Below are 14,300 nucleotides of genomic sequence, written 5' to 3'. Positions count from 1 at the left end.
GAAACGATGGCGAATTATAGCACCAATGAGTTCAAGGGCGGCCTAAAAATTATGTTAGACGGCGAACCTTGCAGCATCTTAGAAAATGAAATGGTAAAACCAGGTAAAGGCCAGGCGTTTAACCGTGTTCGTATTCGTAAACTTATCACAGGTAAAGTACTAGAAAAAACGTTCAAGTCAGGTGAGACCGTTGAAGGTGCAGACGTAATGGATACCGATTTAGCGTATCTATATACTGACGGTGAGTTTTGGCATTTCATGAACAACGAAACATTTGAGCAAATCGCTGCTGACGAAAAAGCACTTGGCGACAACGCTAAATGGTTAGTTGAAAATGACGTATGTACAATCACGCTTTGGAACGGTAACCCAATCGCCGTTACTCCACCAAACTTTGTTGAACTAGAAATCACTGACACAGATCCAGGTCTAAAAGGTGATACAGCAGGTACTGGCGGTAAACCAGCAACATTAAGCACTGGTGCTGTTGTTCGTGTTCCTCTATTCGTACAAATCGGCGAAGTGATCAAGGTTGATACACGTAGCGGTGAATACGTGAGCCGCGTTAAGTAATAGGCTTTGTTAAGCAATTTATTATAAAATCCCAGCTTCTGCTGGGATTTTTTTTGAGAAACAGTTTATGTCTAAAGCCCTTTGGCAACCAAGCGCCGATATTGAAACTTTACGCCACCGTGCAGCCATCATTCGCCGTATTCGCGAGTTCTTTTATGCACGCGATGTTATGGAGGTTGAAACACCAAGCCTAAGTGCTGCCAGTGTAACCGACGTGCATTTGGCGACATTTAGTACCGAGTTTGTTGGCCCAGGTCATGCTGGTGGCTTACCTCTGTATTTGCAAACGTCACCAGAGTTTGCCATGAAGCGTTTACTTGCTGCGGGCTCTGGGGCTATTTTCCAGCTGTGCAAAGCCTTTCGTAATGAAGAGGCGGGTAGTCATCATAATCCTGAATTTACAATGCTTGAGTGGTATCGTCCGGGTTTTGATGAATTTGCGCTTATGGATGAAATGGATGAGCTTATGCAATTGGTGCTTGGCGTAGAAAGCGCAGAGCGACTCACTTATCAGCAAGCCTTTATGAACGCCTTAGGTGTAGACCCTTTAACTGCTGATATCAGCACATTGCAGCAACTCGCAACAGAGCAGGGCTTTGCCGATATTGCCGCGAATGAAACACATCGCGATACCTTATTACAGCTATTATTTTGTATGAAGGTTGAACCAACAATTGGCCAAGAAAAGCCTTGTTTCGTTTATCATTTTCCAGCTTCGCAAGCAGCTCTTGCACAAATTTGTCAGCACGATGAGCGAGTAGCAGGGCGCTTTGAGTTATATTTTAAAAATATGGAACTGGCAAACGGCTTTAATGAGCTGACCAATGGCAAAGAGCAAGCAGCTCGTTTTAGTGAAGATAATCAGTACCGTGAAGCAAATGGCTTAAAGCAAGTGCCAATGGATGAGCGTTTAATAGCTGCTCTAGAGCATGGTTTGCCACAATGTGCGGGTGTCGCATTGGGTATTGATCGACTCATTATGCTGGCAACGAATAAGCAAAAGATCAAAGACGTGATCGCTTTTGATGTCGAAAGGGCTTAAATGTAGGAGCGGGTTTAACCCGCGATTTTCATTGATTTTAAAAGCGCGACATAAAGTCGCGCCTACGGTTTATAGCTCGTAAATAAATGTCACACCGGCAACCATAGGTTCGCCAAGTTGGGTGTAAGTATGAGTGGTGTAACCATCTAATGGGTCGTTACCAAACTCAAAGCCACGAGTTGGTACGTCTTCATCAAATAAGTTACGTGCCCATGCATTAATGCTCCAATTATCACTTTCATAACCAAACGAAGCATTTACCAAGTTGGTGCTTGGTGCTTGTGAGTTATGGCTGTCAGAGAAGTAATAATCGTCTTTGCCCTCTACACCAATTGATGCGTAAAGTGCTGGTGTAAAGTTATAACGCGCAGTGAATGCATATTGGTATTTAGGTGCTTGTGCTTGGTCACGGCCATCTTGATCAAGGCCTGATTGCGCAACAAAGTCATTGATTTCGGTATGTAAATAACCTGCACTACCCGTGAGTAGTAAATTGTCAGTGGCTTGGAAGCTACCTTCAATTTCTAAACCGTAGTTTTCACCAGAGCTGGCATTATCGATATAGCCTGTGAATTTTTGACCTTCAACCTGCCACGATTTTAACTGCATATCTTCGCGATACATGTAGAAAGCGGCAAGACGTAACACAAACTTATCGTCTAGTGAGCTGCCTTTTACACCAAACTCACCGCTCCAAAGGTATTCAGGGGCAAATGATGTGTGATTAGCAAAGAAATCAGCATCTAGATTTAAGCCTTCATCTTTTGCTTTTGCTAACGCTTCAGAATTAATACCGCCGGCCTTATAGCCACGAGTAATGCTGGTGTAGATCATGGTGCGATCAATCACTTGGTATTCAAGTGCAAGCTTACCGCCCACCATGACATCATCAGTTTCTTCAATAAAACCGTTGTTGTCGGTGTAGTCGCCTTGATACTGCTCGACACGCAAACCCGTAATTAAGGTTGTTTTTGGACCAATAGGTGTTGCTAGTTGGCCATACGCTGCAATATTGCTGGTTTCATAATTTGATGCAAATGGTTGCGCCAGCCAAGTGTATTGGCGTTCTAAATCAACTTCGCGGCCTTGGTAGTAAATACCGGCAACCCACTCACCAGACTTACCGCTAAATTGCAGCTCGGCTGCTTGATCTTGACGATCGCGAAAGTAAGCATCTGTTGAGCTATAGCCCCATTCATGCAAGCCTGCAGCACATAACTCTGGTTGGGCTTCATCATTACACACCCAGTCTTCGTCATAGCTGTATAACAGCTCGCTGTCGATACCTGAAAGGTTTAGGCTAACATCAAACCAATCGAAGCCGCTGTAAATGTTGGCAAGGCCAACCGCAATGCTTTCTTGGTTATCTTGGCCTGGTTCATCAGCCACACTGTAACGGCTGTTATCCAAGGTGAAGGCGTCATAGCCGTTATTAATATCAATGTAATGAACGCTCAGTTCAGTACGTAGATGATCGGTCAATTGGCTGTGTAATTTAAAGCGAGAAACCAGCTCATCTTGTTGTTGGGTATCTTCGCCTAAATAACGGTTTTCAACATAGCCATCAGACTCACGTTGATAAATACTGGCGCGTACTGCTGTGTCGTCGGTAATACCCGTACCTGCGGCAATACCTGCCTCAAAGCTATTGTAGTTACCTGCACCTAGTTGTACTTTCACACTTGGGTCAAGAGTGGGTGTTGCAGATTCCATTTGAATCATGCCAGCTAAGGCATCAGCACCAAAGCGAGTTCCTTGTGGGCCGCGATAAATTTCTACCTGGTCGATATCAAATAACAGTGAACTGCCGCCTAAACCAGAGTAGTTGATGCCGTCGATCACTAAGCCAACCGAAGGATTAATTGGGTCTACAAACTGTGAGCGTAAACCTACACCACGAATTTGCACGAAACGACCACGAGAAGCCCCTGAGGTAAAGTTTACATTCGCTGCACTAGCAAGCATCTCATCTAAAAACTTTGCACCGCGTTGATTGATTTCATGGTCTGAAAACAAACTAGCACTGGCACTTAATGTTTGAATGCTTTCTTTTTTGAAATCACCGGTAACTACAATTGTTTCCAACTCACCATCTTCAGCGTAGGCAATCGAAGATGCTGCAAATAAAGGCAGGATGGCAGCAGATAATAATGATAAACGTCGTTTCATGTGGATTCTTAACTCCATTTTCGGGACTGCTATTCTAGCAACCTAGCTAGCCAAATGGCTATAAAATCAATTTTTATGGTATAAACGCAGGCAATTATACGTAAATTGATTAGGAATACGACTATGACCTTTAAAGTCGACTTTAAAGTGCGAGATTATGAGTGTGATTTACAAGGTATTGTAAATAACAGTGTTTATTTTAATTACTTAGAACATGCTCGCCATGAATTTTTACATGCTCAAGGTATCGACTTTGCAAAGCTAGCAAGAGAAAAAGTTAACCTTGTGGTGCTTCGCAGCGAAATGGATTACAAGGCATCACTTGTGCCGGGTGATGAATTTTACGTGGCCGTTGAGCCGGAGCGTATCAGCCGTTTAAAGTTTGCATTTAGACAAACGGTGTATCGCAAACATGACGATAAAGTGATGCTACAAGCGTTAGTGATTGGTACGTCGGTAAATGAAAAAGGTCGTCCTTTTTTACCAGAAGAAGTCGATAACTTATTCAAGTAAGCGAGAGTGTTTCAAAAAAATGGGGCTTAGAACAATTTTTTACAGATAAAACATGTTTTTTTAACGATCAAAGCAGTCAAATATTGTTACTATTATGGTATTGGAATTTGAATTGTAAAAAATATGAAGCGTTTAGCCGTACCACTTTTGTTTGTATTATTTTGTTTAGGGTGTTCATCAACCAGTACAGTCACAAGTGAACAATTAAAATATACTCAGTGGCAGTTATCAAAGGTGAATGGCTTAAGTCTTGATGTGTCGCAAAGTGCATCAATGCGATTTATTGAAGCAATGCAAATAAATGGCTTTGCTGGCTGTAATAAATTTTTTGGCGAAGCAGTTCTAACTGACGATGATTCAATTGTAGTAAACAAGCTAGGCATGACACGTAAATCATGCGGTGAGAAAGCCGATGAACTCGAACGTAGTTTGTTAACCGCGTTAAGAGAAGGTGCAGCCATTAAGCTTGAAGGTGAGCAACTGACTTTGCAAGGTACGCATCGCTTTACCTTTATCGCCAAAAACTAAAGCGCATGTGCTTGCAGCAAATTTTTAACTAACGTACACTCATTGCGTTAATAAAAAATAACGAATTTAAACTTGTCGGAGTGCCTTTAACAAGGCTGAGATCGCGAAAGCGGGATCCGTGAACCTGATCAGGCTAACACCTGCGTAGGGAACAAGCTGCCTCACTAGGCGCTTGTGCGCCAAATTTTGGGGCATAAGCGGCACAGGCTGCACTGGTAAGCATTTAACTTACTAACGATCCAATGGCGTTTGCCACTCTCTATTGCACATGCAATATCTGACAAGACAACCCTTAAAGCAATGAGGTAAGTCATGTCAAACACAACAACTAAACCATCTCGCCGTGAAGTTCGTGCGGCTGCATCAGAGTATATTTATAACTTAACGGGTCAACCGTTTCCTAATTCTCATAAAGTTTATGTAGAAGGCACGCAAGATAATGTGCGAGTAGGGATGCGTGAAATCACCCTTAGCGATACCTTCATCGGTGGTACTGAAGAGAACCCTGTATTTGAGCCTAACGCGCCAATTCGTGTTTACGATACATCAGGTCCATACACTGACCCTGACTTTAAACTCGATGTGCGCAAGGGTCTTGAGAAATACCGTGAAAAGTGGATTGAAAGCCGCGGCGATACTGAAATTTTAGACTCAGTGACTTCACAATTTTCTCAACAGCGTATGGCAGATGAAGGGCTAGATCATATCCGCTTTGAGCACCTACCAAAGATCCGCCGTGCAAAAGCAGGTAAAAACGTCACGCAAATGCATTATGCGCGACAAGGCATCGTGACGCCTGAAATGGAATATGTGGCAATCCGTGAAAACATGGGTCGCGCTAAAATTCGTGAAGAGTTACTTGCAGCCCAGCACAAAGGCGAATCGTTTGGTGCTAGCATTCCTGATTTTATTACTCCTGAATTTGTGCGTGATGAAATTGCTCGTGGCCGCGCTGTGCTTCCTAACAATATTAACCATCCAGAAACCGAGCCGATGATCATTGGCCGAAACTTTTTAGTTAAAGTGAACGCGAATATTGGTAATTCGTCGGTCACTTCATCAATCGAAGAAGAAGTCGAAAAAATGGTGTGGTCTACTCGTTGGGGCGCCGACACGGTAATGGACTTATCAACGGGTCGCTATATTCACGAAACCCGTGAATGGGTGGTACGTAACTCACCAGTACCAATTGGCACGGTACCAATTTACCAAGCGCTTGAAAAAGTAAACGGTGTGGCTGAAGACCTAACGTGGGAGATTTTCCGCGATACCTTGATTGAACAAGCAGAACAAGGCGTTGATTACTTTACTATTCATGCTGGGGTATTACTGCGTTACGTGCCGATGACGGCAAAGCGTGTTACCGGTATTGTTTCGCGTGGTGGTTCTATCATGGCGAAATGGTGTTTAGCGCACCATAAAGAAAACTTCTTATACACGCACTTTGAAGAAATTTGTGAAATTTTAAAACAGTATGATGTGTGTTTTTCATTAGGTGATGGCCTGCGTCCGGGCTCTATTGCCGATGCGAATGACGAAGCCCAATTCAGCGAATTACGTACTTTAGGTGAGCTGACAAAACTTGCTTGGAAACACGATGTGCAAGTATTCATCGAAGGCCCAGGCCATGTGCCAATGCATATGATCAAAGAGAACATGGAAGAGCAGCTAAAACACTGTGAAGAAGCACCGTTTTATACTCTTGGTCCATTAACCACGGATATTGCACCGGGGTACGATCATTTCACATCAGGTATTGGCGCTGCGCAAATTGCTTGGTACGGCTGCGCTATGCTTTGTTATGTAACCCCTAAAGAGCATTTAGGCTTACCAAACAAAGAAGACGTTAAAGAAGGTTTAATCACTTACAAAATTGCTGCCCATGCTGCCGATTTGGCAAAAGGCCACCCGGGTGCGCAAGAGCGAGATAATGCATTATCAAAAGCACGCTTTGAGTTCCGTTGGCATGACCAATTTAACCTAGGTTTAGACCCAGAACGCGCCCGCGAATATCACGATGAAACATTGCCACAAGAATCAGGCAAGATTGCACATTTCTGCTCTATGTGTGGACCTAAGTTTTGTTCGATGAAGATCACTCAAGAAGTACGTGATTACGCCAAAGATCTTGAAGCAAGAGGCATAGATCCAAATAACGTAGGTGATGCTATCGAAATCAAAATGGTTGATGTTGAAGCCGAAATGAAAGCGAAATCAGACGAGTTCAAAAAAACGGGCTCTGAGATTTACCACAAAGCAGTTTAATTGATGGAGCTAGGCATCAGCGATAGGCTCTGGGTTTTTTGCCTAGGGCCCAGAGTCTGGGGCCTAGAAAGTTTATGTCATTAAAGATAGCGATACTGGGTTTTGGTTTAACTGGCCGTTTAACTGCATTGGCACTTGCTAAAGAGCACCAGCTGAGCGTGTTTGAGCAAGATGATGAACATGCTAGCAACAGTGCCGGCAGCGTTGCTGCAGCGATGTTGGCACCCCTTGCTGAATCAGTCCTGTGTGAACAGGATTTAGCCCTACAAGGGCTTAATAGCATCACTCGTTGGCAGCAAATTTTAAGTGAGCTCAATGAAGCTGTGTATTTTCAACAAACAGGCAGTTTAGTGGTTGCTCATCAGCAAGATAGGGGCGATTTACAAAGTTTTGTTAGCCGCTTAAAACCGCTTGAAAGCTATCAGGCACAGGCATTGGTGGGTTCTCAAATCGCTGATCTTGAGCCTGAACTAGCTGGGCGTTTCCATCAAGGAGTGTATTTACCTTGTGAAGGGCAACTCGATAATCAGGCATTTTATGGCGCTAGTTTTAAAAAGCTTACCTCGCAAGGAGTGCAATTTAACTTTGGCTGTAAAGTTGAATTGAACGCCCATCAGGTGAATGGCCAAAGCTTTGATTATGTATTTGATTGCCGAGGCTTAGGTGCAAAACAGACTGAACCTTTACTGCGTGGAGTAAGAGGGGAGGTGGCGCGTTTATATGCACCAGAGGTGAACCTAACTAGACCGATACGACTGATGCATCCGCGTTACCCAATTTATATTGCTCCTAAACCAAATCATCAATTTGTGATTGGTGCGACTGAAATCGAATCGCAAGACCGAGGTAAAGTCACCGTGCGTTCGGCACTGGAGTTATTGTCTGCTGCTTATACGGTGCATAGCGGCTTTGCTGAAGGGCGTATAGAAAGCTTGCAATCGGGGCTTCGTCCAGCGTTTGCAGACAACCGCCCGAAAGTCACAAAGCAAGGTCGAGTGATCAGTATTAATGGCTTGTACCGTCATGGCTATTTACTTGCGCCTCAGGTGGTTGATGACGCAGTGAGCTTAATTGCTTAAGGATAAAAATGAATATTTTAATTAATGGTCAGTCAGTTACAGTGAACGACAATACATCGCTGACTCAGGCGTTGAGCCAGTTTGGTGCAAGACCGCCATTTGCCGTTGCCGTTAATGGTGACTTTGTACCGCGCAGCCAGTGCGATGCTAAAACCCTCAACGAAGGCGACAGCATTGAGTTATTGTCGCCAATTCAAGGAGGCTAAGATGGATAGTTTTTCGGTTTATGGTGAGCAATTTACGAGTCGGTTACTGATTGGCTCAGCACTGTACCCTTCGCCAAGTGTTATGCAGGATTCGATAGTGGCCTCACAGGCTGAGATTGTCACGGTTTCATTAAGACGTCAGCAAAGCGCTTCTGCGGGTGATGATTTTTGGCAATTGATAAAAAACACCGGGTTAAAGGTGCTGCCAAATACGGCGGGTTGTCATAGTGTGAAAGAAGCGGTGACCTTGGCACAAATGTGCCGCGAAGTGTTCGCCACTGATTGGATCAAGTTAGAACTAATTGGTGATGAATATAATTTACAGCCAGATCTAATCGCACTGCTCGAAGCCACTAAAATTTTATTGGCCGATGGCTTTAAAGTTTTACCTTATTGCACAGATGATTTAGTGCTGTGTCAGCGCCTCGCTGATTTAGGCTGCGAAGTATTAATGCCTTGGGGCGCACCGATTGGTACGGGTAAAGGCTTGCTGAATCCTTACAACTTAAAAATGATCCGTGAGCGCTTGCCAAACCATACGTTAATTGTTGATGCGGGCTTAGGTTTACCATCTCATGCCTGCCAAGCGCTTGAATTAGGGTATGATGCCGTATTATTAAACTCGGCAATTGCAGGTGCAGGTTGCCCAGTGACGATGAGTAAAGCGTTTAAGAGTGCGGTTGAAGCGGGGCGATATAGCTATTTGGCCAAAGCGATGCCAGAGAAAGACGTAGCAAGCCCATCAACGCCGACGCTCGGAATGCCATTTTGGCATCAAGAATAAAATGTGAGGAGTAACATGAATCAGGTTGTATGGACCATAGCTGGCTCAGATTCGGGCGGCGGTGCAGGAATTCAAGCCGATATCAAGGCAATGCAAAGTTTTAATGTACATGGCTGTACGGTTATTACTGCTTTAACGGCACAAAATAGTTTAGGTGTAGAAGCGCTGAACCCGATTTCAACAGAAGTGATTGAGTCGCAACTATTAGCCTTAGCCAGTGATATGCCTGCCAGCGTGATTAAAATTGGCATGCTTGCCAATGTGCAGCAAATACAGCTTATTAGTGAGCATTTAAAACATTACAAAGCAACTTGGGCAGAGCCGCCTTTGGTTGTTTATGATCCGGTTGCCATTGCCTCAAGTGGTGACTTACTTACAGAAGAAGATACTGTTAGTGCCATTAAAGAGTGTTTATTGCCATTAGTCGATGTTGTAACACCGAACACTCACGAAACGCAGCTATTAACCGGTGTTTATTTGATTGGCCCAAGCGCAGTGAAAGAAGCCGCCGAGAAGTTAACAGGCTATGGTGCAAAAGCGGTGATCATAAAAGGGGGTCATTGGGATTACCCAAGTGGCTATTGTATTGATTACTGCGTACAAGGTGAGCAGGCATATTGGCTTGGTAACGAAAAAATTCAAACTCCGCATAGTCACGGTACTGGATGCAGTATGGCATCTGTTATTGCTGCGTGTTTAGCCAAACAGTATCCACTCAAAGATGCCTTTATTTTAGCAAAAGCCTATATAAACCAAGGTTTAAAAGCAGCCGTTCGTTATGGCGAAGGGATTGGCCCCGTTGCACACACTTGCTTTCCAACAAATCTCGCGGATTACCCACAAGTCATCGAGGCGGGAAGTTGGCTAGGTGATGAGCTCGACTTTGACTGCCCAGTTGATTTTACCATGGCAGCAGGCTTTGCCGAATGCGACTCTAAACAGCTTGGGTTATATGCCGTTGTTGATACGGTTAATTGGTTAGAGAAGTGTTTAGCCGAAGGGGTTAAAACAGTTCAATTAAGAATGAAAAATGCAGACGATGCAACACTCGAAGATGCCATTGCTAGTGCGGTTATGCTGGGGCAGAAGTACGATGCGCAGGTGTATATCAATGATTATTGGCAATTAGCGATTAAACACGGCGCTTATGGTGTGCATTTAGGGCAAGAAGACTTACAAACCGCTAATTTAATTGCCATAAAAGAGGCTGGGTTACGCTTAGGTGTTTCGACTCATGGCTTTTACGAAATGCTACGCGCGCACAATTACAGACCAAGTTATATGGCGTTTGGCGCTATTTATCCAACCACCACCAAAGACATGACAGGGCAAATTCAAGGTTTAGAAAAGCTCGAAAAATTTGTGCCATTAATGGCCGATTACCCAACTGTGGCGATTGGTGGAATTGATATATCACGTGCAGAGCAAGTTGCGAGTACGGGGGTTGGCAGTGTTGCCGTAGTACGTGCGATTACTGAAGCCGAAGACTACCAAGCAGCCATTGCCAAGTTAAAACTGCTGGTCGAAGGTCAGTTTTAATATGAGCGCTTTAAGCGACAAAGAGCAAATTCGTTATAGCCGCCACTTGCTATTAAAAGAGGTGGGGCATGCGGGGCAGCAAAAGTTAAAGTCTGCACATATTGTGGTTGTCGGGGCAGGTGGGCTTGGCTCACCAGCACTGTTTTATTTAGCGGCTGCAGGAATCGGAACGCTCACTTTGATTGACGACGATAAAGTTGAGCTTTCAAATCTACAGCGACAAATACTCTATAAAGTAAACCACTTGGGGCAGGCAAAAACACAGGCGGCTGCCAAGGTATTAAGCAGTTTAAATAATCAAATTACGGTTAAGCCTCTATGCCAAAAGCTTGATGAAAGTAACTGTGCTGAGTTACTTGAAGGTGCTGACATCATCCTTGATTGTAGTGATAACTTTGCTACCCGCTATTTGGTTAATCGCTATTGTTTAGCTAAATCTATCCCACTTGTATCAGCTGCGGCTATTGCAACACAGGGGCAAGTGATGAGTTTTGATTTTCGTGATGAACAGAGCCCTTGCTATGGTTGTGTGTTCCCGCAAACTGAGGAGAAAACAGCGCTTAATTGCGATAATGCTGGGGTATTGAGCCCGTTACTGGGGGTTATGGGCAGCATACAAAGCTTATTGGCTATCAATATATTGCTTGGCCATAAAGTCGGTAGTGAGTTTATTCAATTTGATGGGCTAACACTAAAACAGCAGCGCTTTAATATTCAAAAAGATAGTGAATGTTTAGAGTGTAATCGTGGGGTATAGGCGCGGTTTTATAGTGAATTTTAAGCAAACCACTTTAGCTAAAGTGGTTTGCTTAATTGAACTTATTAATCGTTAATTTTCGCAAATGGTGTGCCCATACGTGTTACTGTCTCTGGGTGTTGATCTGATAAGAACTCAGCTTGATTTGCACCCCAGGCTAAAATAACGGTAGAGCCTAATTTAAAGCGACCCATTTCTTCACCCTTCTTCAGAGTAATCGCGTTGTCACCTTTAGTTGGGTAATTCCAACTAAATACATCTTTACCTGCTGGTGGCGTTACTGTGCCTGCCCAAATAGTCTCGATGCTAGCAACAATTGTCGCACCAACTAGTACCATAGCTAGCGGGCCAATTTCGGTTTCGAAGATAGCCACAACTCGCTCGTTACGAGCAAATAGGTTAGGTACATTTTGCGCTGTTAACGGGTTTACCGAAAATAAATCACCCGGAACGTAAATCATTTTGCTCAGCGTACCATCAACAGGCATGTGAATACGGTGGTAATCTTTAGGCGCTAAATAAATAGTCGCAAACTTACCGCCTAAAAACGGCGCTGTGTCTTCTTCTTTGCCACCAAGTAGTGCTTGTAAGCTGTAGTCGTGGCCTTTTGCCTGGATGATTTGACCGTCTACTACATCGCCTAATTGGCTAATTGCACCATCAACTGGGTGAGCAATAATGTCGCTTTCTTCAGCAAGTGGACGAATGCCTTCTTTTAATGGGCGAGTGAAAAACTCATTAAAAGTTTTGTAATGAGCTGGATCTGGGTATTTAGCCTCACTCATATCAATTTTGTATTGTTTGATAAACAATTTAATTAAGGCCGTTGTTAAGCCACCCGCTTTTGCTGCTGCCAACTTGCCAACCATGCGCGAAATGAAATGTTTTGGCATGGCATATTGCATAGCAATTTTGAATTTATCTAAACTCACTTGTTATTTCCTAAATAGTTATACGCGAGGAGCGCGTGCACCAGCACGGCCGTCGGCCATAGTTTCTAAAATTCGGTGGTAACTGTCAAAGCGAAGTTCTGAAATTTCACCATCATCAACAGCTTGGCGAATTATACAGCCAGGATCGTTTAAATGCTTACAATCTCGAAAACGACAGCCACCAATAAAATCACGGAACTCTTTAAAGCACCATGTAACGCGCTCAACATCTAAATGCCACAAGCCAAACTCACGAATTCCTGGTGAGTCGATAAGGTTACCGCCACTTGGTAAATGGTGTAATCGAGATACGGTTGTTGTGTGTTGACCAAGGCCACTGTTCTCGGAGACTTCTTGGGTTAGAATGTCAGCATCTGGCAGTACAGTGTTCACTAAGGTTGATTTACCCACACCACTTTGACCAACAAAAATGCTGTTTTTACCGACCAGTTTTTGTTTAAGTTCATCGATGCCTTGACCCGTTTTATTACTAACTAACAGTACTTGATAACCTAACTCTCGATAGATATCGAGAATTTCATCAATAAAAGCAAGGCCTTCATCGTCAATTAAATCTATTTTGTTGAGCACTAAAATAGGCTCAATTCCCATGTCTTCACAGGCAACTAAATAGCGATCGATAATGTTTGGCGTAAACTCAGGCAGTACCGCAGAGACCATTAAAATTTGGTCGATATTGGCAGCGACGACTTTTACCCCGTCATAAAAATCAGGGCGCGTTAGTTGTGAGCGACGTTCATGAGTTGCTTCAATAACGCCAGCTAAGTCGCCTTCGCTAACTTTTGCACGGCGAAAAATAACTTCATCACCACAGACAAGGCTCGATACTGTTCTGCGAATATTACAACGTAATATGCTGCCTGATTCGGTTTCGATGTCGGCATGTTGGCCAAATCGACTGATCACTACCGCATTTTCGGCAGGACCTAAATTGTCATTTTGCCATTGCACAGTTGCCCCTTTCTCTTGCTTTTTATCTGCATTAGAGAGGCGTTTTTGATGGTTGGCCTTAATTCGACGCGATTGGCCTTTACTTAATTTCTTTTGTTTTGCCACTTTTGGCCTATAACTTGAGTAAATGTCGGGCTTTTTGAAAAAAAAGCTTTAGGTCGACTGATGATACTAATATGATATATCTAAATGCGTTGGATCTAAAGGAAAGCACCGCTAAGGTAACTATGTCTTTTCATAAATCAAATCTTATCTGGCTCGACCTGGAAATGACCGGCCTCGAACCAGCAACAGATAAAATACTCGAAATTGCCACTGTTGTCACCGACAGTGATTTAAACATTTTGGCTGAAGGCCCTGTTATTGCTATTCATCAAAGCGATGAACTGCTTGATGGCATGGATGAGTGGTGTACGACTCAGCACGGTCAATCTGGTTTAACAGCTCGCTGTAAAGCAAGCACATTCACAGAGCAAGATGCCATTGAGCAAACACTGGCATTTTTGAAGCAATGGGTACCTGCGGGTGCTTCGCCTATGTGTGGTAATTCTATCGGCCAAGATCGCCGCTTTATGAATAAGTACATGCCTGAATTGGAAGACTACTTTCACTACCGTAACCTCGATGTAAGCACAGTTAAAGAGCTTGCGCGTCGCTGGAAACCTGACGTGTTAGCACAAGTGAACAAAAAAGGTTCGCATCTAGCCCTCGACGATATCAAAGATTCGATCATGGAATTAAAGGTTTACCAAGAAAAATTCTTTAATTTGTAAAAAACATTTGCAAACACATCGGATTATTGTAGAATCCTGCCCCGCTTAAGACGTTAACCCCCGCGGGGTTGGTATGTCTCTAAGTAATTGAATGCGGCACTAGCTCAGTTGGTAGAGCGCAACCTTGCCAAGGTTGAGGTCACGAGTTCGAGCCTCGTGTGCCGCTCC

General features: G+C 43.8%; 14 protein-coding genes, 1 tRNA gene and 1 riboswitch. Of the genes, 12 read left to right on the top strand and 3 right to left on the bottom strand.

The annotated features are described in order from the left end of the window. Nucleotides 1–6 precede the first annotated feature (6 nt). Nucleotides 7–573, top strand: coding sequence for an elongation factor P (gene efp / locus ACSFVZ_RS19535; RefSeq protein ID WP_135923400.1), 567 nt, complete (start codon nt 7–9; stop codon nt 571–573). 67 nt (nt 574–640) lie between these two features. Further along, a complete protein-coding gene (gene epmA, locus ACSFVZ_RS19530) occupies nt 641–1,615 on the top strand; it encodes an elongation factor P--(R)-beta-lysine ligase (protein ID WP_135923401.1) in 975 nt (324 codons plus the stop codon). Between the two features lie 69 nt (nt 1,616–1,684). Here epmA and ACSFVZ_RS19525 read toward each other — a convergent pair whose 3' ends face one another. Beyond that, nucleotides 1,685–3,784, bottom strand: coding sequence for a TonB-dependent receptor (locus ACSFVZ_RS19525; protein ID WP_435559454.1), 2,100 nt, complete (start codon nt 3,782–3,784; stop codon nt 1,685–1,687). Nucleotides 3,785–3,907: 123 nt separating this feature from the next. On the opposite strand from ACSFVZ_RS19525, the gene ACSFVZ_RS19520 reads away from it, so the two are divergent. The 8 genes from ACSFVZ_RS19520 to ACSFVZ_RS19485 all read left to right on the top strand — a co-directional run bounded on the left by ACSFVZ_RS19520 (nt 3,908) and on the right by ACSFVZ_RS19485 (nt 11,455). Beyond that, a complete protein-coding gene (locus ACSFVZ_RS19520) occupies nt 3,908–4,297 on the top strand; it encodes an acyl-CoA thioesterase (RefSeq protein ID WP_054561129.1) in 390 nt (129 codons plus the stop codon). Between the two features lie 123 nt (nt 4,298–4,420). After that, a complete protein-coding gene (locus ACSFVZ_RS19515) occupies nt 4,421–4,825 on the top strand; it encodes an META domain-containing protein (RefSeq protein WP_135923403.1) in 405 nt (134 codons plus the stop codon). A 66-nt stretch (nt 4,826–4,891) separates the two neighbouring features. After that, a riboswitch (TPP riboswitch) is annotated at nt 4,892–4,993 on the top strand. Nucleotides 4,994–5,137: 144 nt separating this feature from the next. Next, nucleotides 5,138–7,090, top strand: coding sequence for a phosphomethylpyrimidine synthase ThiC (gene thiC / locus ACSFVZ_RS19510; protein ID WP_235382410.1), 1,953 nt, complete (start codon nt 5,138–5,140; stop codon nt 7,088–7,090). Between the two features lie 74 nt (nt 7,091–7,164). Continuing rightward, complete coding sequence (locus tag ACSFVZ_RS19505; RefSeq protein WP_235382411.1) at nt 7,165–8,169, top strand: FAD-dependent oxidoreductase; 1,005 nt, start codon at nt 7,165–7,167, stop codon at nt 8,167–8,169. Nucleotides 8,170–8,177: 8 nt separating this feature from the next. Continuing rightward, a complete protein-coding gene (gene thiS, locus ACSFVZ_RS19500) occupies nt 8,178–8,375 on the top strand; it encodes a sulfur carrier protein ThiS (protein ID WP_171041525.1) in 198 nt (65 codons plus the stop codon). A gap of 1 nt (nt 8,376) precedes the next feature. Beyond that, complete coding sequence (locus ACSFVZ_RS19495; protein ID WP_235382412.1) at nt 8,377–9,159, top strand: thiazole synthase; 783 nt, start codon at nt 8,377–8,379, stop codon at nt 9,157–9,159. A gap of 15 nt (nt 9,160–9,174) precedes the next feature. Next, nucleotides 9,175–10,698, top strand: a complete 1,524-nt coding sequence (gene thiE / locus ACSFVZ_RS19490) for a thiamine phosphate synthase (RefSeq protein WP_235382413.1) — start codon at nt 9,175–9,177, stop codon at nt 10,696–10,698. 1 nt (nt 10,699) lies between these two features. Beyond that, nucleotides 10,700–11,455, top strand: a complete 756-nt coding sequence (locus tag ACSFVZ_RS19485; RefSeq protein WP_235382414.1) for a HesA/MoeB/ThiF family protein — start codon at nt 10,700–10,702, stop codon at nt 11,453–11,455. Nucleotides 11,456–11,520: 65 nt separating this feature from the next. On the opposite strand, the gene asd is transcribed toward ACSFVZ_RS19485, so the two are convergent. Further along, on the bottom strand, nt 11,521–12,387 hold the full coding sequence (gene asd, locus ACSFVZ_RS19480; protein WP_171040440.1) for an archaetidylserine decarboxylase: 867 nt from the start codon (nt 12,385–12,387) through the stop codon (nt 11,521–11,523). An 18-nt stretch (nt 12,388–12,405) separates the two neighbouring features. Further along, nucleotides 12,406–13,464 (bottom strand): small ribosomal subunit biogenesis GTPase RsgA, encoded by a 1,059-nt coding sequence (gene rsgA / locus ACSFVZ_RS19475; RefSeq protein ID WP_138558220.1) that lies wholly within the window; start codon nt 13,462–13,464, stop codon nt 12,406–12,408. A gap of 122 nt (nt 13,465–13,586) precedes the next feature. On the opposite strand from rsgA, the gene orn reads away from it, so the two are divergent. Further along, a complete protein-coding gene (gene orn, locus ACSFVZ_RS19470) occupies nt 13,587–14,132 on the top strand; it encodes an oligoribonuclease (RefSeq protein ID WP_135923411.1) in 546 nt (181 codons plus the stop codon). Between the two features lie 93 nt (nt 14,133–14,225). Beyond that, nucleotides 14,226–14,298: transfer RNA gene (locus ACSFVZ_RS19465), tRNA-Gly, on the top strand. Nucleotides 14,299–14,300 lie beyond the last annotated feature (2 nt).

It is taken from the genome of Pseudoalteromonas nanhaiensis (assembly GCF_051235485.1).
Lineage (GTDB): Bacteria > Pseudomonadota > Gammaproteobacteria > Enterobacterales > Alteromonadaceae > Pseudoalteromonas > Pseudoalteromonas lipolytica_C.
The sequence above is the reverse complement of the archived record's forward strand: the minus strand, read 5'-3'. Positions and strand labels throughout refer to the sequence as shown.